General features: G+C 53.7%; 26 protein-coding genes. 8 read left to right on the top strand and 18 right to left on the bottom strand.

Annotation, left to right across the window (positions count from 1 at the left end):
* Positions 1 to 180 precede the first annotated feature (180 nt).
* Both CUZ56_RS05175 and CUZ56_RS05170 read left to right on the top strand, forming a co-directional pair.
* Positions 181 to 1,710, top strand: a complete 1,530-nt coding sequence (locus tag CUZ56_RS05175) for a DASS family sodium-coupled anion symporter (protein WP_126978940.1) — start codon at positions 181 to 183, stop codon at positions 1,708 to 1,710.
* A gap of 10 nt (positions 1,711 to 1,720) precedes the next feature.
* Complete coding sequence (locus CUZ56_RS05170; protein ID WP_126979662.1) at positions 1,721 to 2,782, top strand: Ldh family oxidoreductase; 1,062 nt, start codon at positions 1,721 to 1,723, stop codon at positions 2,780 to 2,782.
* 130 nt (positions 2,783 to 2,912) lie between these two features.
* Here CUZ56_RS05170 and CUZ56_RS05165 read toward each other — a convergent pair whose 3' ends face one another.
* A complete protein-coding gene (locus CUZ56_RS05165; RefSeq protein ID WP_126978938.1) occupies positions 2,913 to 3,668 on the bottom strand; it encodes a Nif3-like dinuclear metal center hexameric protein in 756 nt (251 codons plus the stop codon).
* A gap of 13 nt (positions 3,669 to 3,681) precedes the next feature.
* On the opposite strand from CUZ56_RS05165, the gene CUZ56_RS05160 reads away from it, so the two are divergent.
* A complete protein-coding gene (locus CUZ56_RS05160) occupies positions 3,682 to 4,866 on the top strand; it encodes a S1C family serine protease (RefSeq protein WP_126978936.1) in 1,185 nt (394 codons plus the stop codon).
* Positions 4,867 to 4,928: 62 nt separating this feature from the next.
* On the opposite strand, the gene tatC is transcribed toward CUZ56_RS05160, so the two are convergent.
* The 17 genes from tatC to CUZ56_RS05075 all read right to left on the bottom strand — a co-directional run bounded on the left by tatC (position 4,929) and on the right by CUZ56_RS05075 (position 17,456).
* Positions 4,929 to 5,738: a twin-arginine translocase subunit TatC gene (tatC, locus tag CUZ56_RS05155; RefSeq protein WP_126978934.1), complete on the bottom strand. Its 810-nt coding sequence runs from the start codon at positions 5,736 to 5,738 to the stop codon at positions 4,929 to 4,931.
* A 114-nt stretch (positions 5,739 to 5,852) separates the two neighbouring features.
* Positions 5,853 to 6,434 (bottom strand): Sec-independent protein translocase protein TatB, encoded by a 582-nt coding sequence (gene tatB, locus CUZ56_RS05150; RefSeq protein WP_126978932.1) that lies wholly within the window; start codon positions 6,432 to 6,434, stop codon positions 5,853 to 5,855.
* A 67-nt stretch (positions 6,435 to 6,501) separates the two neighbouring features.
* Positions 6,502 to 6,765 (bottom strand): Sec-independent protein translocase subunit TatA, encoded by a 264-nt coding sequence (gene tatA / locus CUZ56_RS05145; protein ID WP_126978930.1) that lies wholly within the window; start codon positions 6,763 to 6,765, stop codon positions 6,502 to 6,504.
* A gap of 98 nt (positions 6,766 to 6,863) precedes the next feature.
* Entirely contained in the window at positions 6,864 to 7,232 is a 369-nt protein-coding gene (locus CUZ56_RS05140) for a histidine triad nucleotide-binding protein (RefSeq protein WP_126978928.1), read from the bottom strand.
* A 105-nt stretch (positions 7,233 to 7,337) separates the two neighbouring features.
* Positions 7,338 to 7,694 (bottom strand): phosphoribosyl-ATP diphosphatase, encoded by a 357-nt coding sequence (locus CUZ56_RS05135; protein WP_126978926.1) that lies wholly within the window; start codon positions 7,692 to 7,694, stop codon positions 7,338 to 7,340.
* Positions 7,695 to 7,978: 284 nt separating this feature from the next.
* A complete protein-coding gene (locus tag CUZ56_RS05130; protein WP_126978924.1) occupies positions 7,979 to 8,434 on the bottom strand; it encodes a DIP1984 family protein in 456 nt (151 codons plus the stop codon).
* A 1-nt stretch (position 8,435) separates the two neighbouring features.
* Positions 8,436 to 8,852 (bottom strand): phosphoribosyl-AMP cyclohydrolase, encoded by a 417-nt coding sequence (gene hisI / locus CUZ56_RS05125; RefSeq protein WP_126978922.1) that lies wholly within the window; start codon positions 8,850 to 8,852, stop codon positions 8,436 to 8,438.
* A 99-nt stretch (positions 8,853 to 8,951) separates the two neighbouring features.
* The gene (hisF, locus tag CUZ56_RS05120) at positions 8,952 to 9,731 is read right to left on the bottom strand and encodes an imidazole glycerol phosphate synthase subunit HisF (RefSeq protein ID WP_126978920.1); all 780 of its coding nucleotides are present in this window, start codon (positions 9,729 to 9,731) and stop codon (positions 8,952 to 8,954) included.
* A 61-nt stretch (positions 9,732 to 9,792) separates the two neighbouring features.
* Positions 9,793 to 10,563, bottom strand: coding sequence for a 1-(5-phosphoribosyl)-5-[(5-phosphoribosylamino)methylideneamino]imidazole-4-carboxamide isomerase (hisA, locus tag CUZ56_RS05115; RefSeq protein WP_126978918.1), 771 nt, complete (start codon positions 10,561 to 10,563; stop codon positions 9,793 to 9,795).
* 48 nt (positions 10,564 to 10,611) lie between these two features.
* Positions 10,612 to 11,259: an imidazole glycerol phosphate synthase subunit HisH gene (gene hisH / locus CUZ56_RS05110; RefSeq protein ID WP_126978916.1), complete on the bottom strand. Its 648-nt coding sequence runs from the start codon at positions 11,257 to 11,259 to the stop codon at positions 10,612 to 10,614.
* Positions 11,260 to 11,333: 74 nt separating this feature from the next.
* Positions 11,334 to 11,924: an imidazoleglycerol-phosphate dehydratase HisB gene (gene hisB, locus CUZ56_RS05105; RefSeq protein WP_126978914.1), complete on the bottom strand. Its 591-nt coding sequence runs from the start codon at positions 11,922 to 11,924 to the stop codon at positions 11,334 to 11,336.
* A gap of 229 nt (positions 11,925 to 12,153) precedes the next feature.
* Complete coding sequence (gene hisD, locus CUZ56_RS05100) at positions 12,154 to 13,479, bottom strand: histidinol dehydrogenase (RefSeq protein WP_126978912.1); 1,326 nt, start codon at positions 13,477 to 13,479, stop codon at positions 12,154 to 12,156.
* Positions 13,476 to 14,135 (bottom strand): ATP phosphoribosyltransferase, encoded by a 660-nt coding sequence (gene hisG, locus CUZ56_RS05095; protein WP_126979660.1) that lies wholly within the window; start codon positions 14,133 to 14,135, stop codon positions 13,476 to 13,478. Before hisG ends, hisD begins: the two co-directional genes overlap by 4 nt.
* The gene (gene murA, locus CUZ56_RS05090; protein ID WP_126978910.1) at positions 14,135 to 15,409 is read right to left on the bottom strand and encodes a UDP-N-acetylglucosamine 1-carboxyvinyltransferase; all 1,275 of its coding nucleotides are present in this window, start codon (positions 15,407 to 15,409) and stop codon (positions 14,135 to 14,137) included. Before murA ends, hisG begins: the two co-directional genes overlap by 1 nt.
* A gap of 93 nt (positions 15,410 to 15,502) precedes the next feature.
* The gene (locus CUZ56_RS05085) at positions 15,503 to 15,754 is read right to left on the bottom strand and encodes a BolA family protein (protein ID WP_126978908.1); all 252 of its coding nucleotides are present in this window, start codon (positions 15,752 to 15,754) and stop codon (positions 15,503 to 15,505) included.
* Complete coding sequence (locus tag CUZ56_RS05080; protein ID WP_126978906.1) at positions 15,751 to 16,512, bottom strand: ABC transporter permease; 762 nt, start codon at positions 16,510 to 16,512, stop codon at positions 15,751 to 15,753. The genes CUZ56_RS05085 and CUZ56_RS05080 overlap by 4 nt, the downstream gene beginning before the upstream one ends.
* The gene (locus CUZ56_RS05075; protein ID WP_126978904.1) at positions 16,509 to 17,456 is read right to left on the bottom strand and encodes an ABC transporter ATP-binding protein; all 948 of its coding nucleotides are present in this window, start codon (positions 17,454 to 17,456) and stop codon (positions 16,509 to 16,511) included. Before CUZ56_RS05075 ends, CUZ56_RS05080 begins: the two co-directional genes overlap by 4 nt.
* Before the next feature lie 218 nt (positions 17,457 to 17,674).
* On the opposite strand from CUZ56_RS05075, the gene CUZ56_RS05070 reads away from it, so the two are divergent.
* The 5 genes from CUZ56_RS05070 to thiL all read left to right on the top strand — a co-directional run bounded on the left by CUZ56_RS05070 (position 17,675) and on the right by thiL (position 22,469).
* Entirely contained in the window at positions 17,675 to 18,307 is a 633-nt protein-coding gene (locus tag CUZ56_RS05070; RefSeq protein ID WP_126978902.1) for a Spy/CpxP family protein refolding chaperone, read from the top strand.
* Positions 18,308 to 18,386: 79 nt separating this feature from the next.
* On the top strand, positions 18,387 to 19,082 hold the full coding sequence (locus tag CUZ56_RS05065; RefSeq protein WP_204250829.1) for a response regulator: 696 nt from the start codon (positions 18,387 to 18,389) through the stop codon (positions 19,080 to 19,082).
* A 19-nt stretch (positions 19,083 to 19,101) separates the two neighbouring features.
* Entirely contained in the window at positions 19,102 to 20,385 is a 1,284-nt protein-coding gene (locus CUZ56_RS05060) for a sensor histidine kinase (RefSeq protein WP_162615258.1), read from the top strand.
* An 80-nt stretch (positions 20,386 to 20,465) separates the two neighbouring features.
* Positions 20,466 to 21,422 (top strand): Ppx/GppA family phosphatase, encoded by a 957-nt coding sequence (locus CUZ56_RS05055; protein ID WP_126978898.1) that lies wholly within the window; start codon positions 20,466 to 20,468, stop codon positions 21,420 to 21,422.
* 66 nt (positions 21,423 to 21,488) lie between these two features.
* A complete protein-coding gene (gene thiL, locus CUZ56_RS05050; RefSeq protein WP_126978896.1) occupies positions 21,489 to 22,469 on the top strand; it encodes a thiamine-phosphate kinase in 981 nt (326 codons plus the stop codon).
* The last annotated feature ends 101 nt before the right edge of the window (positions 22,470 to 22,570 follow it).

The raw sequence follows: 22,570 nt of genomic DNA, 5'->3' as shown, positions 1-22,570 counted from the left end.
TGGTCTAATAGGGGACAAACACCCCGGATGTATGCTTTTCGTGGCATTCGCAGGATACTAGACATGCGATTTCGTGCTCATCATGCGAACACGATTGGGAAATACCTTGCGATCCATCAATAACTGCGTAGGTGTTTACCCTTATATTTAAACCGCATATTATTTTTATAGGAGTTTGTTATGGGAGCAACTAATGCTGCACCCAGCACTCAATCCAAATTCCCGATTCCCATTGGATTGATTGTTGGCGCTATTGCTTTAATTATAGTGATGCTACTACCCACCCCCGAGGGGCTTTCGATAGCAGGGCATCGAATGCTGGCTATTTTGACATTTGCTGTGATCGTCTGGATTACAGAAACCGTGTCATATGAAGTCAGTTCGTTAATGATTCTTTCACTCGTTGCCTTGTTGGTTGGTTTTGCGCCAACCTTCTCGGTAGGAGATGCAGGACAAATCATTAATAATGATAAGCTGTATGGAACAGGCGGCGCCTTGGCGATCGCTCTGTCCGGCTTCTCCAATTCCGCGTGGGCGTTGGTTGCAGGTGCCACCTTCCTGGCCGCAGCCATGACCTTTACCGGCTTGGATCGGCGTATTGCTCTCATTATTTTGAATGTCATTGGCACCAGCACCAAGCGCATTCTGGTTGGCGTGATCGTTGTGACCATCGTGCTCAGCCTGTTTGTTCCCAGTGCCACTGCGCGTGTTGCATGTGTGGTTCCCATCATGACGGGTATTATTGCGGCATACGGTGTTGAGAAACGCTCCCGCATTGCTGTCGGTATCATGATCATGGTTGCGCAGGCTACCAGCGTATGGAACGTTGGTATTCAGACTGCTGCGGCACAAAACCTTCTGACTGTCGGCTTCATGAACAGCATTCTTGGAGACCGGGTTACCTGGTTTGACTGGTTGATCGCTGGCGGCCCGTGGTCAATTCTGATGTCTTTTGTGCTGTTCTTTGTCATCTTAAAACTGATGCCCCCTGAAGCAGACAATATTCCAGGCGGAAAAGAAGCCGTTGCCAAAGAACTGCAGGCTTTAGGCCCGATAACCGGACCTCAGCTGCGTTTGCTGGTTATTACCTGCTTACTGCTGCTCACATGGGCTACAGAAAAGATTGTCCACCCGATTGATACAACGACTTCTACATCTGTTGGTCTGTTCCTTTTGATGACGCCCGGAATCGGGGTCATGAATTGGAAAGATGTTCAATCCAGAGCGCCCTGGGGCACAATTCTGGTGTTTGGTATCGGTATCAGCTTAGGGACGGCACTGCTGCGCACGGGTGCAGGTAAATTCCTGGGCGACTGGGTTGTCACCAGCACCGGCTTGGATGCCATGGGTCCCTTCATGATCTTTGCCATTCTTTCCGCATTCTTGATTATCATCCACCTCGGGTTTGCCAGTGCAACGGCATTGTGCTCTCTCTTTATGCCCATCATGATCAACATGTTGCATAACATTCAGGCTGGGGGCTATACGGGCGGAAACCTCAACGTGTTAGGTATGAGTATGCTACTTGGCTTCGTTGTGAGCTACGGCTTTATCCTGCCAATTAACGCGCCGCAGAACATGGTGGCATTAGGTACGGAAACATTTAATGCACGAGAGTTCGCCAAAGTCGGTATTCCATTGACCATCATCGGTTACGTGCTCATGATGATCCTGGCGCTCACCTACTGGCCGCTTTTAGGATGGATTTAAGAAAATGAGTATTCAGTTGGATATCGGCGCTGCGCTCAGCATGGCCAAAAGCCTGCTGATGGCGCAGGGCGTACCAGAAAATGTCGCATATGATGTGGCAGAACATCTGGTTGAATCGGATAGAGTAGGTTATGCTAGCCATGGTATTTCCATCCTGCCAAGCTATCAGAATGCATTGAAGATGGGCACGCTCAAAGCAGATGCCCCTCTGGAATGCATACGTGACCGTACCGCTTCACTGGGGTATGACGCACACCTGGGGTTTGGTCAGCATGCCGCCAAAGTGGCATTTCAAAACGCCATTGCACAGGCACACGAATTCAGTATCTGTGCACTGACGCTGCGCTATGCGCACCATATTGGCCGCACCGGCTTTTATGGTGAAATGGTCACCAAGGCAGGCATGGCTTTATTGGCTTTTACCAATATTGTGAAACGCAAACCTACTGTGGCACCTTTTGGCGGAGCAAAAGCCCGGTTGACAACCAACCCGGTGTGCTTTGCCTGGCCGATGCCCAACGGTAGACCACCCTTCCTGCTGGATCTGGCGACCAGTGCCATTGCGCTCAATAAAGCGCGGGTACTGGCTGCCCAGGGCAAACAGGCTCCGCCTGATGCCTTGATTGATGCGCAAGGCAATCCAACCACAGACCCCAATGTCATGTTGCAAGACCCGCCGGGTGCATTGCTCACCTTCGGTGCGCATAAAGGCTATGGGCTTGGGGTAGCGGTTGAATTGTTCGCCGGCATTCTTTCAGGTGGTGGCACGATTCATAAAGCGAACCATGGCACCAAAGGCATGGCTGTCAACAACATATTTGCTCTGATCGTCAACATTGACCGGTTTGCCACAAAGGCATGGGCGGCAAGCGAAGCGGAAACTTTCGTCGAGTATCTGAAGAGTTGCCCGCCGCAGCCCGGCTCAAGCGGTGTACAGTATCCGGGTGAATATGAGGCGGCCAACAAAGCCAAAAACTCGCAAACTATCATGCTAGATGACGCCTCCTGGCAGGCGCTTCAGAAAATGGGCACTGAATTGCAGGTATCTATACCGGAGGTGAAACCTATTTGAGATTCCATACAACTCCTTAAGTGGGGGTTATTCTGATAGCCATATCCTTTCGGGGATATGGCTTTTTTATTTCTGCCCCTGCATTTTTCGTTTGATCAAACTGCCATACATGGCGCTCCAGCACATGGGCTCAGGCCGGATTATCCACCTCAATATACTGGCACTCAATACCGAAATGGTCGGATACATTCTGTGCCAGCGCCTGTATGCCATAGCGCTCGGTTGCATGGTGCCCACAGGCCAGAAACGCGACCCCGGTTTCACGCGCATAATGCATTTGCGGCTCAGAAATTTCTCCGGTCAGATACACATCAGCACCTGCTGCAATCGCGGTTTCAAAATAACCTTGCGCGCCACCTGAACACCATGCAATGCGTTTCAGCGGTCTGCCATCCCCTGCAATCACCAAAGGGTCACGCTGCAATGTCTGCGCAACTTTTTGCTGTATCTCTTCCAGTGTCCAGGCCACGCCCCCGTCAGGCTCACCCAGTGCAATCAGCCCCTGATCACCAATGTACTCATTGACCTTCAATCCCAGGCGTTGCCCCAGTACCGCATTATTTCCCAGTACCGGTGCTGCATCCAAAGGCAAATGGTAGGCGTACAGGTTCACGTCGTTCACCAGAAGGCGTTGTAACCGCTGCTTCATCCAGCCAACAACACGGCCATCCTGCCCGCGCCAGAACAACCCGTGATGCACAATGACAGCATCTGCCTGCGCTGCAATTGCCTGTTCAATCAGCGCCAGCGATGCAGTAACACCGCAGACAACTCTGTTTATCTGCGCCCGGCCTTCAACCTGCAGCCCATTGGGGCCATAATCCTTAAATCGCTCAATTTCAAGCAATGTATCCATATAAGCTGTCAGCTCATTGCGATGTACCATCGTACTGTCCCTTATGCATAAAACCTGGCTCATTTTCGCTCAGTCTGTCACCATTTTAGTGGCTATATTTTTTGTTGTCGCCACGCTGAAACCGGAATGGATGTCACGCTCTTCAGTCAACGCTGCCAATAATCCCCGGCTGATTACACCGATTTCGTTTGTTGCCCCCTCTACAGATGCAGCAGAAGACACATCTAACACCGCCCCTGCCGCACCAGACAGTTACGCCATTGCAGCCAGCCGCGCCGTACCTGCGGTTGTCAGCATCAGCACCAGCAAAACGCTGAACCGCTTTGGCAGCCGGGAAGACATGTGGTACCGCTATTATTTCGGCAATCCGGATACCCGCCCTTCACAGGAAGGACTCGGATCAGGAGTGGTCGTCAGTGCCGATGGCTATATCCTGACCAACAACCATGTGGTCGCTTCGGCCGATGAAATCCGGGTTGCACTCACCGATGGCAGGCAGGCTACCGCAACAGTCATCGGAACCGATCCGGAAACCGACCTGGCTTTGCTGAAAATTGATCTGGACAACCTTCCGGTGATCATCCTTGGCGACTCTGACCAGACCCATGTTGGCGATGTGGTACTGGCCATCGGTAACCCCTTTGGCGTCGGCCAGACCGTGACCTCCGGCATTATCAGCGCTGTCGGGCGCAACCGCATTGGGCTGAATACATTTGAAAACTTCATTCAAACCGATGCCGCCATCAACCCCGGCAATTCCGGCGGAGCGCTCATCAATACCAGCGGCGAACTGATCGGCATCAACACAGCCATTTATTCCCGCACCGGCGGCTCTCAAGGCATAGGTTTTGCCATTCCCTCCTCTACCGCCAAACTGGTCATGGAAAGCCTGCTGGAACATGGCAAAGTGGTACGCGGCTGGATCGGCATTGAACCACGCGACCTGACCCCGGAGTTGCTGCATGTCATGCGCTCTCCAGTCGATTCTGGTGTGCTGGTAACCGGCGTGCTGGATGGCAGCCCGGCTTCAATCGCCGGCATACGCCCGGGAGACATTGTGCGCCGCCTGGGTACGCGGCAAATCAGCAACACGCCCCAGCTGCTTAATGCGGTAGCCTCCTTAACCCCCGGAGAAAAAACCCCCATCACCGTACAACGTGGCGATCAGGAAGTATTTCTTACCGTTGTACCTGGCACCCGCCCCACTGCGGCCCCATCCAACCGCTAAGCGCTCTATTGTTCATCCCACGCTGAAAAGCGTGGCAGAGCGCTTACGCCATGCTTATACGCTCATGCAGACTCTTTTTCTGAACGCTCTGGAGCACCTTGCCCATCAACAGATTTGGTGCGGGCCAGCTTGGACACCCATATTCCGATCTCATACAGCAAACACATCGGAATTGCCAGTAACAATTGCGAGATAACGTCCGGCGGCGTCACAATCGCGGCAACGATAAAAGAAGACACAATCACGTAACCACGTACTTCCTTGAGCTTTTCCACCGAAACCACGCCCAGACTCACCAGCACCACGACCACAATAGGCACCTCAAACGCAATGCCAAAGGCCAAAAACAGCGTCAATGCAAAGCTCAAATACTGGTCGATATCCGGCGCATAAGTAATACTTTGCGGGGCAAAATGCAAAATAAACGTAAACACTTTGCCAAAAACAAAAAAGTAACAAAACGCCATGCCCAGGAAAAACAGCAATGTACTGGAAATAACCAACGGCAGCACCAGCCGTTTTTCACTGCGGTATAACCCTGGGGCAACAAAAGCCCATACCTGATACAACACAACAGGCAATGCAATCACCAGTGCAGTCATCAACAAAACTTTAAGGGGCGTCATGAAAGGGGAAATAACGCCAATGGCAATCATCTTTTCGCCATTGGGCAAATGCGATACCAGTGGCCAAGCCAGCCAGTCAAACAGTTGATTGGCTCCCGGCCAGATGGCCAATGCAATCGCCACCACGGCAATCGACAATACCGCACGAATCAGCCGGGTGCGCAGCTCAATCAGGTGCTCCATAAACGGCTGTTCTGTACCAGCCAGTTCGTCATCCTGATTGTTGGGAGAAGGTGTTGAACTCATGTATTTCTTCAAAAGCGGCCAATTGCCTGCTACGGCACCATTATCGAACAGATTTGAGACCTCATCATGCAAATGCCACTTTGACTTTGCCCCGCGTCCAGCAACTCCGCATCGCTAATGCGACTGTCTGGCATGCCTTGCCGCGCTGGAACGTAACGAACACCGCATCCGTGTGCGCCGCCGGTACCACAAGGGCATGGCATAACGTTGTGCGCGCCAGTTTTTCTGCAGCGATCCTTCGTCAGCCTTTTTCTGCTTTTGTGCCTGACGATTCTGCTCACGCAGTTTCTCCTGTGCGTGCAATTGCAGCACTGAAGGTGTTTGTACCACTGTAGGCAGTTTTTCGTTGTCACTGATTGCCGGGGGAAGACCTGCAGCATCCGCAGACAAAGCAGAATCAGCCGTTGCATCATCGCCTTTCCAGGTGGCATTAATCTCCTGACTGGTTTCGTGCAGATTTTTGGATACCGTAGATTCCACATTCCGGGCTGCATCTTCAATATGCGTTTTGACCCGCTTCAGCTCATCTATATCCATTTGCTGGCTGACCTCTGCCTTGACATCATTGACATAGCGCTGAGCACGCCCAAGCAATGTCCCAGCCGTACGCGCCACGCGCGGCAGCTTCTCCGGCCCAATGACCACCAGAGCCACCACACCGATAATCATCAGCTTGGATAATCCAATATCTATCATATCAGCACAAACCCTGCCCGCAGCTTAGAGGCAAAAAAACGTCTCACCCGGCCACAGACTGCTGTCATCAGCCCTTGTTGTCCTGGTTGTCTTTGGCCTGCACATCAATGGTTTGGCCTGCGTCAACTGCCGAAGCCGCTTTATCCACGGTGACCTGTTGCTGTTGTTGTGCAGCCTGCTCTTCAGCAGTGGTGCCATCCTTCATGCCGTCTTTAAAACCCTTAACAGCACTACCCAAATCCTGGCCGATGTTCTTGATTTTTTTGGTACCAAAAACCAGTACCACAATCAGCAGCACAATCAGCCAATGCCAAATACTAAATGAACCCATATACTACTCCCGCAATTCTGTCTCTAGCACTATAAATATACAACGTATCGTCCCTGTGTGGGTTACGCCCGTACAGCGCCCCTGTCACGACCATATTCTTACAAAATCTGCTTCCATGGATGGGGCCCACCCACCACATGCAAATGCAGGTGATGCACTTCCTGCCCGCTTTCATCCCCGGTATTCACCACCAGCCTGAATCCGCCTTCTGGAAAAGGCTCACACCCCTGCTCTTTGGCCAGTTGAGGTGCCAAAACCATCATCCGCCCCAGCAACGGCGCATGCTCCGGCTGAACCTGGGCCATCGAAGGGATATGGGTTTTAGGAATAATCAAAAGATGGATCGGTGCCCATGGGCTGATGTCATGAAAAGCCAGCAGATCATCATCCTCATACACTTTTTTGCTGGGAATATCGCCAGCCACAATTTTGCAAAAAATACAGTCCGGGTCATGATCATGCTGCATGCACATTTCTCCTGTCAGGAAATTCCATCATAGCGACTATATGCTATTTTAACTTTGCCGGACGTCAAAAGGTTAAACCGCCACCTGTGCCCGAGTACCCCTGTTTCAGATTTGCCCTGCCTCGCGCTGCTTCACTTTGCGCATGGCAAATTCCTCCAAGCCGGACATCCCTTCCCGCCGTGCCATCTCATTCAAAACATCGGCAGGCGATAAATCATAATTTGCCAATGCCACCAGACAGTGAAACCACAAATCAGCCATTTCATAAACAATCTTCTGAGGGTCTCCGTCCTTACCTGCCATGACGGTTTCAGTGGCCTCTTCGCCAACTTTTTTCAAAATCGCATCTTCCCCTTTGGCAAACAGCCTTGCCACATAAGAGGTTTCCGGGTCTCCGCCCTGTGCAGGCTTGCGTGTTTCAATCACCGCCGCCAGACGCTCAAGAATATCGTTTCCAGACATAACCCATTTCCCGTATTTTTAAGATATCCATATGCTTTATCGCATATCCAGATGAATATTTCATGACAGTGAACTCAAAATCCCCAAACCCAGCCCTCACCTTCAGAATAAACCGGTATGTGGTCATAATGTGTCAAATTTTAATCGTACAACTGTGACTTGTACTGGGCCTGAGATGTTATCAAAACGCCTGCTTCCAAGACTACTGTTGAACTTTAAAAAGCTCTAAGTTGAATATACCCGCTTTTACTCTTCTGGCTACACGCTTTAACTCTGCGTCAAAGCTATTCAAGATCCACTGTCCAGTTCCTTGCCTGAATCGCCGTATCAAGCTCTCTGAACTCTTTCGATAACTGATCAATCTGCTTTTGCAACCGGGCAATATCCACCGTCACCACCAGCTTCACTTCGGCATGCGTCAACCGATAATCCCGTTGATTGGCGTTGCTAACGGCAGTTGTCAATATCTGCCTCTTTTTAGCCAGAATTTCCCGCTCAACCAAAGCATCTGCCAATGTTCTGCGCTCGTCAAATGGCGTTTGCATATTGGCCAGATTGACCTTTTTAATCAGCTCAACCAGCTTATCATTCAACGAAAGCAGTTCCTGCAGCAGTTGCTCAGGGTCTTCATGTGGCTGCTCACCTTCCTGTACCTTGAGGTTCTGTGCCAGACGTCCCTGCAAATTCACAATTTTCTGCTGATACTCGGCGCGTAACAACAGCGCTTCTGCCAGTTTCATTTCAGCCCCTTTTGTTCTGATAAATTGCAGCCGGGTCCTGCAACACAGGATCGACCTCTTCCCAGCGCCCGTTTTCCAATTTTTTGAAAAAACAACTGTGCCGCCCTGTATGGCAGGCAATGCCGGGCTCGTGCCCCAACTGGGTCACTTTCAGCAAAATCACATCATTATCACAATCCAGCCGGATTTCATGCACCTGCTGAAAATGGCCTGACTCCTCACCTTTGTGCCAGAGTTTTTTGCGTGAGCGGCTCCAGTAAACAGCCTGTCGCAGCATCACTGTACGCTGCAACGCCTCCCGGTTCATGAACGCGAACATCAGTACGTCATTGCTGCCAGCTTCCTGCGCAATCACCGGGATAAGTCCATGCTCATCCCATTTGACTGCATCTAACCATGTCTGATCTGTTTTTTCCATGGCACTATTGTAAACGGCCTGCCCCATAAGCCTGGTATTTCAATACACGCTGGCTTATTTACAAATGATGGGCAACTCTATATGGTGTTGTGAGATGTATTAAAGCCGTACCGGGATGCCCCGGTCTGCCATATATTCCTTGGCCTGGCGCACCGTATATTCTCCATAGTGGAAAATACTGGCAGCCAGCACGGCATCCGCCTTGCCTTTTTGAATGCCGTCGGCCATGTGCTCCAGCGTTCCGACGCCGCCAGAGGCAATGACGGGAATGCTGACAGCATCACTGACCGCCGCAGTCAGCTCCAAGTCAAACCCGCTTTTGGTGCCGTCCTTGTTCATGCTGGTCAGCAAAATCTCTCCGGCACCATACGCATTCATCCGGCGCGCCCATTCCAGCGCATCAATCTGCGCATTTTTACGCCCACCATGTGTATAGATGTCCCAGCCCGGGCCACGGGCCGCCAGATCTTCCCCCTGCCGGCGCTTGGCGTCTATGGCTACGACAATACACTGGGAACCGTATTTGTCGGAGGTTTCCTTGATCACATCCGGGTTGGCAATTGCGGCAGAATTAAAGCTGACCTTATCGGCCCCCGAATTCAGCAGCCGGCGCACATCAGCCACGGTTCGCACGCCACCGCCCACTGTCAGCGGAATAAACACCTGCGAGGCCACCGCCTCAATCATCTCCAGAATCATGCCACGGTCATCGCTGGTGGCCGTAATATCCAGAAAAGTCAGCTCGTCGGCGCCCTGTTCGTTATAGCGGGCCGCAATTTCCACCGGGTCACCTGCGTCTTGCAGTCCGACAAAATTAATGCCCTTGACCACCCGCCCGCCGGTCACATCAAGACAAGGAATAATGCGTTTAGCCAGCATGGCAACCCCAGTGTATATAAGAAACCCGCCTCACCCGCATCAGCACGCCGGGAACTCCACTTTACGCGTCATCTGCATCATCTGCTTCATCCACATCATCGTACTCATCGGCCAGATCCTGGGCCGCGGCAAAATCCAGATCGCCCGAATAAATCGCCCGCCCGCAGATAACGCCTTCAATACCTTCATCCTGTACTTCGCACAGCTTTTCAATATCGGCCATGGAACTCAGCCCGCCCGAAGCAATCACCGGAATAGAAACCGCCTGGGCCAACTGCACAGTGGCGTCAATATTGATGCCGGTGAGCATGCCGTCACGCCCGATATCGGTGTATATGATGCTTTCCACACCATAATCCTCAAACCGGCGCGCCAGATCAATGGCGCTGTGCTTGGTCAGCTTGCTCCAGCCATCGGTTGCAACCATACCCTCGCGAGCATCCAGCCCGACGATGACATGTCCGCCAAAAGCGCTGCAGGCGTCCTGCAGAAAACCCGGGTTTTTAATGGCTGCCGTACCGATAATCACATAGGAAATACCGGCATCCACATAAAACTCAATCGTGTCCAGCGAGCGGATACCGCCCCCGATCTGCACCGGAATCTCTCCACCCACCTCTTTGAGAATGGCTTTGATCGCCTTGCCATTGACCGGTTTGCCGGCAAAAGCGCCGTTGAGATCAACCAGATGCAAACGCCTGGCACCTTGGTTCAACCAGTGTGCGGCCATGGCCGCCGGCTCTTCAGAAAACGTTGTTGCGGCATTCATATCACCCTGCTGCAAGCGTACACAATGACCGTCTTTCAGGTCGATAGCTGGAATCAGAAGCATGATGGTTCGGTATCAGTGAAGTTGGTTAAGTGAGAAAATACCCCCCGCTCAGGGGGCCCAGTGTAAAAAGTTACGATAAAGCTGCAACCCCATCCCGGCACTTTTTTCCGGATGAAACTGCGTGGCAAAAATATTGTCCTGTGCAATCACGGAAGTGAACGGCTGTCCATAATCCGTTTCGCCTGCGCTGTGCCGGGCATCGTGCGGCCGGGCATAGTAGCTGTGCACAAAATAAAACCAGGAATCATCCGGTACCGCCTGCCATAGAGGGTGCGCACAGGTCTGCCTGACCTGGTTCCAGCCCATTTGCGGTACCTTGTAGCGGCTGCCATCCTCCTGCAACTGCCCGTCCAGCTCAAACCTTTTCACAGTGCCGGCAATCAACCCCAGAGAAGGCGTATACCCCCCTTCTTCGCTGCCATCCAGCAGCATCTGCATGCCCACACACACACCAAACAAAGGCTTGTTCCGCGCGGCTTCCAGCACCGCCTCCTGCAGCCCGGCATCCTGCAGCTTGTGCATACAGTCAGGCATAGCCCCCTGGCCCGGCAGCACAATGCGCTCTGCCTTCCTGACCTGCTCCGGATCATCCGTTGTAATGACCTGCACGTTTTCGCCGGCAGCCACATGCAGCACAGCCTGTGCGACCGAGCGCAGGTTCCCCATTTCATAATCAATGATGGCAACAGTTCTCATACCGGCAGAATCATCAGGCAGTTAGGCATGGAAGTCTCATTTTACAAATCATGAGTGGAATGGATCAGGCAGGCTTACAGAGCCCCCTTGGTCGAAGGAATAACGCCCTGCATACGCATATCAGGCGTCAGTGCCATACGCATGGCACGCGCAAATGCCTTAAACACAGATTCACACTGGTGGTGCGCATTCTCGCCCCGCAGATTGTCAATGTGCAGCGTGACATTGGCATGGTTCACAAAACCATGGAAAAACTCCGAGATCAACTGCGTATCAAGCGTACCAATCACCGGCGCAGTGAACAGCACATCCATCACCAGCCCCGGACGGCCGGAGAAATCAATCACAACACGCGAGAGCGCTTCATCCAAAGGAACGTAAGCATGGCCATAACGGCAAATGCCCTTTTTATCGCCCACCGCCTGCGCAACAGCCTGCCCCAGTGTAATGCCAATATCCTCTACCGTATGGTGTCCATCAATATGCAGGTCACCCTGTGCCTGTACTTCCAGATCAATCAGACCATGGCGAGCCACTTGATCCAGCATATGATCCAGAAAACCAATTCCGGTATGCAGTTCAGACTGGCCACTGCCATCCAGATCCAATGCAACACGGATCTGGGTTTCGCGGGTATTGCGGGTTACTTGCGCTGTTCGAGTCATTTTTCACGCCGTGCTTGTCTGAGCACCGTTATATAAACCATAAGAAATAATAATTGTGTCATTTAAGCTGCTTTGGCAGCAACTTGGAATGCCATTATCTGTTGTTTTTCAATCATTTGCCGCATTATAACGGGCTCAGAGCTTATTTCCCCCAGCCTGCTTTCCAGCGCGGACTCCATTTCACGCCAGACCACACCGTCCCATGCTTACGGCTCTGACACAAGCTGCTTTACTTTTTAAGCCGCAGTTCTGCCGAATGCGCATGCGCCTGCAGGCCTTCGCCGTACGCCAGTTCGGCAGCCACCACACCCAGTTTCTGAGCACCATCTGCACTGACCTCAATCAGGCTGCTGCGCTTGGTAAAATCATACACGCCCAGCGGATTGGAAAAACGCGCCGTGCCGGATGTTGGCAGCACATGATTCGGCCCTGCACAGTAGTCGCCCAGCGATTCGCTGGTATAAGCCCCAATGAATATGGCGCCTGCGTGTTTGAGCAAAGGCTCCCAGCGGCTGGCCTCCTGCGAGGCAATTTCCAGGTGCTCCGGTGCGATGCGGTTGGAAATCTCACATGCCTCTTCCATGCTGCGCGTCTGAATCAGCGCGCCACGGCCTGTCAGTGATTTGCGGATGATTTCCGCACGCGGCATGGCCGGCAGCAAACGCTCCAGATGCCCAAGCACCTGTTCAATATACGCCGCATCGGGGCACAGCAGAATCGACTGCGCCAGTTCATCATGTTCGGCCTGGCTGAACAAATCCATCGCCACCCACTCAGGGTTGGTAGAACCGTCAGCCACCACCAGAATTTCGCTGGGCCCAGCAATCATGTCAATACCCACGGTGCCAAACACCCGCCGCTTGGCTGATGCGACATAGGCATTGCCCGGCCCGGTAATCTTGTCTACCGGGGCAATGTGCTGCGTGCCATACGCCAAAGCGCCAACTGCCTGTGCGCCGCCAATGGCATAGCCGCGCGTCACACCAGCCACGTGGGCAGCAGCCAGTACCAGTGCGTTTTTTTCACCGCGTGGGGTGGGCACCACCATCACAATATCTTTGACGCCGGCCACATGCGCGGGCACCACATTCATCAGCACGCTGGAAGGATATGCAGCCTTGCCGCCAGGCACATACACGCCCACCCGGTCCAGCGGGGTAACCTTCTGCCCCAGCAGCGTACCGTCTTCATCCCGGTACTGCCAGCTGCGTCCGCAGGCTTCCATTTGCGCTTCGTGGTAGCGCCGGATACGTTCTGTAGCAAACTGCAATGCATCCTGCTGTTTGGCCGGCAGTGTTTTAAACGCATCTTCCAGCTCCTGCGGATGCAACTCCAGCGCCTGCATAGAAGCTGCCTTCAACCCATCAAAACGTTCCGTGTATTCCAGCACAGCCGCATCACCGCGCTTTTGCACATCGGCCAAAATGTCGGCTACGCGCTGCTCAATGGCATTGTCGGTTTCAGCCGACCAATGGCGCAGCCTGGCAAATTCCGCTTCAAAATCACTGTCGGTTGTGCGCAGGCAGCGCACCAGTTGCTCTTGTTGTGTGCTCATTCGTTTTCCTCCTGAGAAGAGGCCTTGGCAAATGTGTCGATGAGATGGCGTACTTTTTCTGTCTTGAGTTTCAGCGCCGCCTGGTTCACAACCAGCCGCGATGAAATATCCATGACTTTTTCCACTTCCACCAGATGGTTGGCACGCAAGGTATTGCCCGTGGACACCAGGTCCACAATGGCATCAGCCAGCCCTGTCAGCGGGGCCAGTTCCATCGAGCCATACAGCTTGATGATATCCACATGCACCCCTTTGTGCGCAAAATGCTCACGCGCAATTGCGGGGTATTTGGTCGCCACCCTAATGCGCGCTCCTTGTTGGGCCTTGCCGGCATAATCAAACCCGGCCTGTGTTGCCACACTCATCCGGCAGCGGGCAATGTTAAGGTCAAGCGGCTGGTACAAACCTTCTCCGCCATGCTCCAGCAAAACATCTTTGCCAGCCACCCCCATATCAGCGCCACCATACTGCACATAGGTAGGTACATCGGTCGCACGCACCAGCACCACTTTCACACCGGGCTGATTGGTCGACAAAATCAGCTTGCGTGATTTTTCCGGGTCTTCCGTGACTTCAATGCCTGCAGCCTGCAGCAAAGGCAGTGTTTCATCAAAAATACGTCCCTTGGAAAGGGCCAGTGTGATCGTGTCGCTCATCATGCTTTGACCCTTTCAATTTTGGCTCCCAACGCACGCAGTTTGCCTTCCATGCAGTCATAACCCCGATCCAGATGGTAGATCCGATCCACCAGTGTTTCTCCCTGCGCCACCAACCCGGCAATCACCAGGCTGGCAGATGCGCGCAGATCCGTAGCCATCACTGTCGCTCCTGAAAGGTGCTCTACACCATCAACCACGGCAACACGGCCATCCGCATGAATTTGCGCACCCAGGCGAAGCAGCTCGTTCACATGCATGAAACGGTTTTCAAAAATAGTCTCCGTGATCGTTGCCCGCCCTTTGGCAATACTGTTCAAAGCCATGAACTGTGCCTGCATGTCGGTTGGAAAGCCGGGATATTCTGCGGTGCGAAAGCTCTGCGCCTGCATACGCCCTGCGGCACGGATACGGATAAAATCTGCCCCCGCCTCAATCTGCGCACCAGCGGCCCGCAGTTTGGAAATAACAGCGTCCAGATGTTCAGCACGTGCCTGCTTCAGCACCACCGTACCGCCAGTTGCGGCAACCGCGCACAGAAAAGTACCGGCTTCGATGCGGTCCGGCACCACGGTATGGGTATAGCCATTTAACGCATCAACACCTTGCACATGGATACTGCTGGTGCCATGCCCTTCAATACGCGCGCCCATGCCGATCAGCATTTCGGCCAGGTCAACAACCTCGGGCTCCTGCGCGGCGTTTTCCAGCACCGTTTCGCCTTGCGCCAAAGTTGCCGCCATCAGCAGATTTTCGGTTCCGGTCACGGTGATCATATCGGTCGTAATGCGTGCGCCTTTCAGCCGCTTGGCTTTGGCCACAATATAACCATGATCAACCTCTATTTCCGCCCCCATGGCCTGCAACCCTTTGATATGCTGGTCAACCGGGCGTGAGCCAATGGCACAGCCGCCTGGCAGAGACACCCGCCCCTGCCCGAAACGGCTCAGCAGCGGCCCCAGCACCAAAATAGAAGCACGCATGGTTTTCACCAGGTCATAAGACGCCTCCAGATGGCTCAGCTCGCCAGCCTGCAAATGCACGGTATAAGCACCGGGGCTGCCCACTTCTGCAAGCCAGTCTGCGCGCATACCCATGCTGCGCAACAGCTTCAGCATTGTGTTCACATCCTGCAGGCGCGGCACATTTTGCAGCGTTACCGCATCGCCCGTCAGCAGTGCGGCACACAGCTCCGGCAATGCCGCATTTTTAGCGCCCGAAATAGCAACTTCGCCTTGCAGGCGGCGGCCACCTTGAATTTTCAGTTTATCCATCTGTTTCTATCTTTTTACTGTGGCGGGCAAAAGCACCTGCCACCAAAGCCGTCACCATTTTCAGGCGGCTTCTGTGCGTGCAAACAGGCCTTTTCAGCCAAGCATGGCCTCGTATTCAGCCGGCGTGTAGGTTCTCATTGACAATGCGTGAATTTCTTCCCTCATTCTATCGCCAAGCACCGCATAAACACGCTGATGTCGCGCTACCTGACGCAAACCCTCAAATTCAGCCGAAACAATGGTTGCCTCAAAGTGCTGGCCATCGCCATCGACTTCAAGCTGTGTGCAGTTTAAACCTGCGGCAATATAACCGCGGACCTGTTCAGGTGTAGGATAGTTTGTCATGAGCGTATTTTGTACCCAATGCGAAGAAGGTGCATGGCAATGACCATCACCACCAATGTGCTGACGCTGACCACACTCAGGCTAAGCCAGGGCGAGACATCAGACACGCCAAAAAAACCATGCCGGAACCCGTCAATCAGATAAAAGAACGGGTTGGCATGCGACACCGCCCGCCAGAACGGCGGCAACGATGGAATGGAATAAAACACGCCAGAGAGGAAAGTGCCCGGCATGATGATAAAATTCTGAAATGCCGCCAGTTGGTCAAATTTATCGGCCCAAAGACCGGCAATCAGGCCCAATGCCCCCAGCAGCATGGCCCCCAAGAAGCCAAAAACCAAAATCCACAGCGGCTGGCTGAACTGCGGCACCACAACAAACGCCGTGGCTGCAATAATGGCTACGGCAACCAGCACACCACGCACCACAGCCGCACCCACATACCCCACAAACCAGTCCCGGTAGGACAAAGGCGTCAACAACACAAATACCAGGTTCCCGGTGATTTTGCTTTGAATCAATGAAGAAGAGGTATTGGCAAACGCGTTTTGCAGCAGGCTCATCATCGCCAGCCCCGGCACCAGAAATGCCACATACTCCACATGCTCATAGACCCGGATGCGGTCGCCCATGGCGTGGCTGAAAATCAACATATACAGCAACGCTGTCAGCACCGGTGCCACCACCGTCTGAAACCCCACCTTCCAAAACCGCAATACCTCTTTATAGAGCAAGGCCTGCCAACCGGTCCAATTCATGGCTGCACCTCCCCTGCCTCGCCGGCTGACGGATCTTCCATCAAATGCAAAAACACATCTTCCAGATCCGATTTACGCACTTCCATATCCTGTACCACATAACCCTCTTCGTGCAGGCGGGCCAGAATCCGCTCCACCTCCTGCGCATCGCGTACATTCAACTGGACAATACGACCGGTCACCCGCGCACGCTCGGCCAGATCAGCAGGCAACGGCGCATCCACTTTAAAACGCAATACATTGCTGGCGGAAGACTGCAGCAACGCGCTGGTTGTATCCAGCGCCACCACTTTGCCATGCCGCAGCATGGCAATGCGTCCGCACAGCGCTTCGGCCTCTTCCAGATAATGCGTGGTCAGCAATACAGTATGCCCCTCACGATTGAGCCGTGAAATAAACTGCCACAAGGTCTGGCGCAATTCAACATCCACCCCGGCAGTAGGCTCATCCAGCACGATGACAGGAGGACGATGGACCAGCGCCTGCGCGACCAGCACACGCCGCTTCATGCCGCCGGAAAGCTGGCGCATATTCAGATCCGCCTTATCCAGCAGCCCCAGATTGGCCAGCAATTCATCAATCCAGCCATCATTATGGGTAATGCCAAAATACGCAGATTGCAGCCGCAAAGTCTCCCGCACGCTGAAAAACGGGTCAAACACCAGCTCCTGCGGTACCACACCCAGATTACGGCGGGCCACAGCAAAATCGGCCCGCACATCATGTCCCAGAACCTGTACCGCCCCTGAAGACGCCTTTGACAAGCCGGCCAGAATACTGATCAGCGTCGTTTTACCGGCCCCGTTGGGCCCCAGCAAACCAAAAAACTCTCCGGGCTGAATTTCAAATGAAATACCATCCAGCGCCTGAAACGGCCCCCGCGAAGTGGTATACACTTTACTGACCGATTGAAACGACAAAGCGGGCGTAACGGATAATGACATGGGAGACAATAAAATAAACAGTCTGCTATTGTAATTTATTTAACGCATCCCCTTGGCCCCTTCGTCTTTTTATGCCGCATATCCGGCTTACCCATACAGGTTGATGCGTTACGCTGAAAGGACCATAATCGTCTTTACAAATCTTTGCATTTCAGACACCTTCCCCCAATGTGTTGGCCCTACACTGACATCAACCCAATACTCAAAGGAGGACATTCATGTTCAAAAAAACGCAAATTTCATCCCCACTGGCCCGTGTTGGCGTGGCCCTGGGCGGACTGCTGGTTGCCGCAACCGTTTATGCCCAGCCGATGGGCTATGGCCCCTGCGCCCAAGGCGCTCCCATGCAGGGTGATGGCGCCACTTATGCGCCCTGCCAAGGCCCAGGCCCCGGACCCATGCGTGGTCATCACTGGGGAGGCGGCCACCGTGGCGGATACTGGAATTATCAGGCCATTGAATCGCTGAACCTCACCGATGCCCAGAAAGAACAACTGAGCGGCATTGCACAGGCCTCTTTTACCGATGCCCAGGCACTGAGAACCCAGTTGCATGAAACCCGTGTCCAGCTTAACCTCGAGCTGATCAAGCCCCAACTGGACAAGGCAGCCATCGCCAAATTACAGGCTCAGCAGGCAGACCTGACCCAAAAGCTCTCAGCCCGTACACTCGAAGCACGCATTCAGGCTGCCGAAGTATTGACAGTTGAGCAACGCACCACCCTGAACCAACAGGTTGAAGCGTGGCGTCAACAGTGGTCAGCCGCGCCGAACGCGCCTCGTGGCCCTGGAGCAGGCCCGAACCCGCAGGCCAACTACAATTGGCTGCTGGTACCCATGCCCATGCGCTGATACTTCCTCATAAGGTAAGTGCCTGAACTCAGACAGAAAAGGCACTTACCTCTTTTACCATGGATGGACACACCGCACTATGCCGCAGATTTTATTGGTTGAAGACGACGAGCGTTTGGCCCGTATGACGATAAGCTACCTGGAGCAATTCGGCTTCAGCGTCAGCCATGCGCCAACGGTACAGAAAGCGCTGGCGCTTGCCCAGTCCACCCCGTTGAACGCCATTATTCTGGACTTGATGCTGCCTGATGGCGACGGGCTGGATGTGTGCCGCCAGTTGCGCGGCCAGTCATCCACCCAGCACATTCCCATCATGATGCTGACGGCTCGGGGAGACCCCACAGACCGTATCATCGGCCTGGAAATGGGGGCTGATGACTATCTGCCCAAACCCTTCGAACCCCGGGAACTGCTGGCACGGCTGCGCGCCATTCTGCGAAGGCAGACCGCTTCATCGGCTCCGCAAGCCATTTCCCGCTTTGGCAGGCTTGAGATCGACCATGATGCCCGAACCGTGCGCCTGGATGGCGAAGAAAAAACATTAACTTCCTACCAGTACGATTTGTTGAATGCACTGGCACAACACCCTGGCCGCGTGCTTTCACGCGAATACCTGATGGACGAAGTCAAAGGGGAATCGCTTGAAGCGTTTGACCGCTCAATTGATGTGCATATGTCCCGTATCCGCGCCGCCATTGAGGACGACCCCAAACACCCGCGACGCATTGTGACTGTACGCGGCGTGGGCTATGTATTTGCCAAGGCGCAGGACTAACGCTGTCATAGGGCACAACATGGTTTTATTTTCCAGATCAGCAGCCACGGCATCTCAAACCCCACCGCCCAGCAAATCCCTGCCTTGGTACCGGGGTTTATGGTGGAGCATCTGGATCACGCTGATTGCCACGGTTTTTATTTACGGCATTACAACCGCACTGATTTTCCGCTTTCTGGTTGCCCCCAGCATCATTGCAGAGCGTGAAGCCATACGGATGGAAAACGAGCAAACCCGGCAGGAGTACCATCAATATATCCGCGAACAGCGCGACAGTTACTACCGGCAGTTGCTGGAATGGCGAGAGCACGCCCCCCCCGGAACACCTGTGCCTGCATTTGACTTTGAGCGCCCGGCCCGATTCGGACACGGAGGCAGAGGCCCCGGCAGTGAAATGCACAACAATGAGCCCCCCGGCATATTCAAACCCTGGATCTGGCTGGGACTGATGGTCATTGTCATGGGTGCTGCCACCTACCCGATTGCCCGCAAACTGACAAGGCGGCTGGAAAAATTACAGCGGGGGGTTGAGAATTTTGGCTCCGGCAACCTGAAAACCCGGGTTGATATTACCGGACATGATGAAGTCTCTTTACTCGCTCACAGCTTTAATATCAGCGCGCAGCATATTGAAGCTTTGGTCAGCCAGCACAAGCAACTGTTGGCGCAGGTTTCGCATGAGCTTCGCACACCTTTGGCACGGCTACGCATGAGCACCGAGCTTGCTGCTGAACAAATGCCGCAAATCGCAGACGACCTGAGAACAGACATCAAAGAGCTGGACGAACTGGTTGGTGAAATTTTACTGGCCAGCAGGCTGGATGCCGCTCCGGATGCGCTTCACATCACCTCTTTTGACGCATTGGCCCTGGCTGCAGAAGAAGCCTCACGCACCAATGCTGAGCTGCACGGGCAGAGCGTTGAAGTCCAGGCCGATGAGGCCCTGGTGCGCCGGGCGTTGCGCAACCTGCTGATCAATGCCGAGCGTTATGCGCCTGATACCCTCATAGAGCTGCATATTACTTACGAAGCAGCACGCCAGGGGCATCCGGCGCAGGTATGTTTCAGCGTTTCAGACCGGGGGCCAGGTGTTTCTGACGCTGATCGTGAGCGTATTTTTGAACCCTTTTTCCGGGTGAAAAATGCTGTCCCCGGTGGCACCGGCCTTGGTTTGTCACTGGTTAAGCAAATTGCGCTGCGCCATCGCGGGTCTGTCGTCTGTCTGCCACGTGAAGGCGGAGGCAGCCGTTTTGAACTGCGCATTCCTGTTCATCCGGTTACTGCCAATTACCAGGCCGCATAACCACCAATCCTCAGATAGATAGGTGGTTTACTGCAACATGGTATGCTTACAGCCAGAATCAACATCATATAGAACACTGCATGTTGCCAAAGAGCTGTTTGTTAGCGGCTGTGGACCTGGGGTCCAACAGTTTTCGGCTGGAAATTGACCGGTATTACAAAGGCCGCCTGCTGCGTAAAGACTACATCCGAGAACCTGTGCGTTTAGGCAGGGGGCTTCATGAAGACCTCTCGCTGGACCACAGCGCAATGGAGCGCGGCTGGAATTGCCTGAAAAACTTTAACGACATTTTGCACAAGCAGAAAGTCCGCTACGTGCGCGCCGTGGCAACACAGACGTTGCGCCAGGCCAATAACCGGATGGAATTCATTGAACAGGGGCAGAAGCTGTTAGGCTGTCCGATAGAAGTCATTTCAGGCCAAGAAGAAGCGCACCTGATTTACCTGGGTGTATCCGCCGTACTGAATGAAGACAAAACACCCGGCGATTCACTGCCCCCCGAAAAAAGATTTGTGGTGGATATCGGCGGCCGCTCTACAGAGGTGATCATCGGGCAGGACATGCAGGCCCTGGCAGCCCAGTCATGCCCGGTCGGCAGTGTAGGGCTTTCGATGGATTATTTTGCAGATAACCAATTGACCCCGCCCCAGTTCAGCCAGGCTGTTGCCCATGCCCACACCTATTTCGAACAGGCGGCTCAGCAAATGCAGCATGACAGCAACGCGCCACTGCTCTGGGAGCAGGCTTATGGCGCATCAGGCACCATTGGTGCCATCAGCAGCGTACTGAAAAATAACCAGATAAGCGATGGCCAAATTACCCGTCCGGGGCTGGATTGGATTTATGAGCAGCTTATCCGCGCCGGCTCAATTGATGCACTCCAGATGACTGGGCTGGGGGACCGTAAAGACGTTATTGGCGGCGGACTTTCAGTCATGCTGGCTTTGTTCGATACGTTCCCGAACCTGCGTACACTGGTGCCGGCCCGGGGCGCACTTCGCCAGGGTGTTCTGTATAAAATGATCGAAAATCCTTGATACCGATCCATTTTTTTCATAACTTGTTACCATCACCTTCTGACTCTGAATACGGACCCGGCTTTTATGGGTGAATTCGACTTTATTACCCGCTATTTTCAACGCACAACAACACCCACAGATCCCACGCATGTGCAACTGGGTATTGGGGACGATTGTGCGTTGCTGGCGCCTTCACCCGGCATGTCGCTGGCCATTTCGACAGACATGCTGCTGGAAAGCCGGCATTTTCTGCCTACCATCGCGCCCCAGCGTCTGGGTCATAAATCCCTGGCGGTCAACCTGTCCGATCTGGCCGCCATGGGCGCCAAACCGCTGGCCTTCACCCTTTCTTTGGCTTTGCCACGCATCGATCCTGCATGGTGTGAAGACTTTGCCAAAGGCTTGTTTGCACTGGCTGACGAACACCAGTGCACGTTGATCGGGGGCGACACCACTGCCGGCCCTCTGTGTATTTCCATTACCGTCTTTGGTGAAATACCGCACCATCTGGCATTGCGCCGCTCGGGCGCGCAGGCAGGAGATGATATTTACGTCAGCCATCCCATTCAGAGTGGCATCGGCGACGCACGGCTTGCACTGGAAACACTGCGCTCTCAGGCACACCAGTCCGCCGATGCATTTGAACAAACGCTGCAGCGCATGGAGCAACCTACCCCCCGCGTCGCACTGGGCATGGCTTTGCGCAATATTGCCACATCGGCCATTGACCTTTCAGACGGTTTGCTGGGCGATCTCGGGCATATTCTAAAAGCCAGTCGGATGGGCGCCAGCATCGAAGTCGACAGCGTGCCACGCAGCCATGCGCTGCATAACCAGCCGGTCGCCATACAGCGTCTGTGCACACTGTCCGGTGGTGATGATTATGAACTCATATTTACGGCACCCATCGCCAGACGTGCACAGGTATTGACTGCCGCACATCATTGCCAGTTGGCAGTTACCCCCATCGGTCGCATCGAAATGCAACCCGGCGTTCGCCTGTATGATGCGCGCGGCAATCATGTTTCCAACTCGTACCATTCATTTGACCATTTCAAAAACTAAGAGCAAAGCTTGGCCCTGGCATGGTACTTTGCACCCTTTTCCCAGTTGACCGATAATGCCCTATGCCTGATGGTCAGGCTGTCAGCAATACAACTGATTGC

Source organism: Saezia sanguinis, assembly GCF_003991585.1.
Classification (GTDB): domain Bacteria; phylum Pseudomonadota; class Gammaproteobacteria; order Burkholderiales; family Burkholderiaceae_C; genus Saezia; species Saezia sanguinis.
The sequence above is the reverse complement of the archived record's forward strand: the minus strand, read 5'-3'. Positions and strand labels throughout refer to the sequence as shown.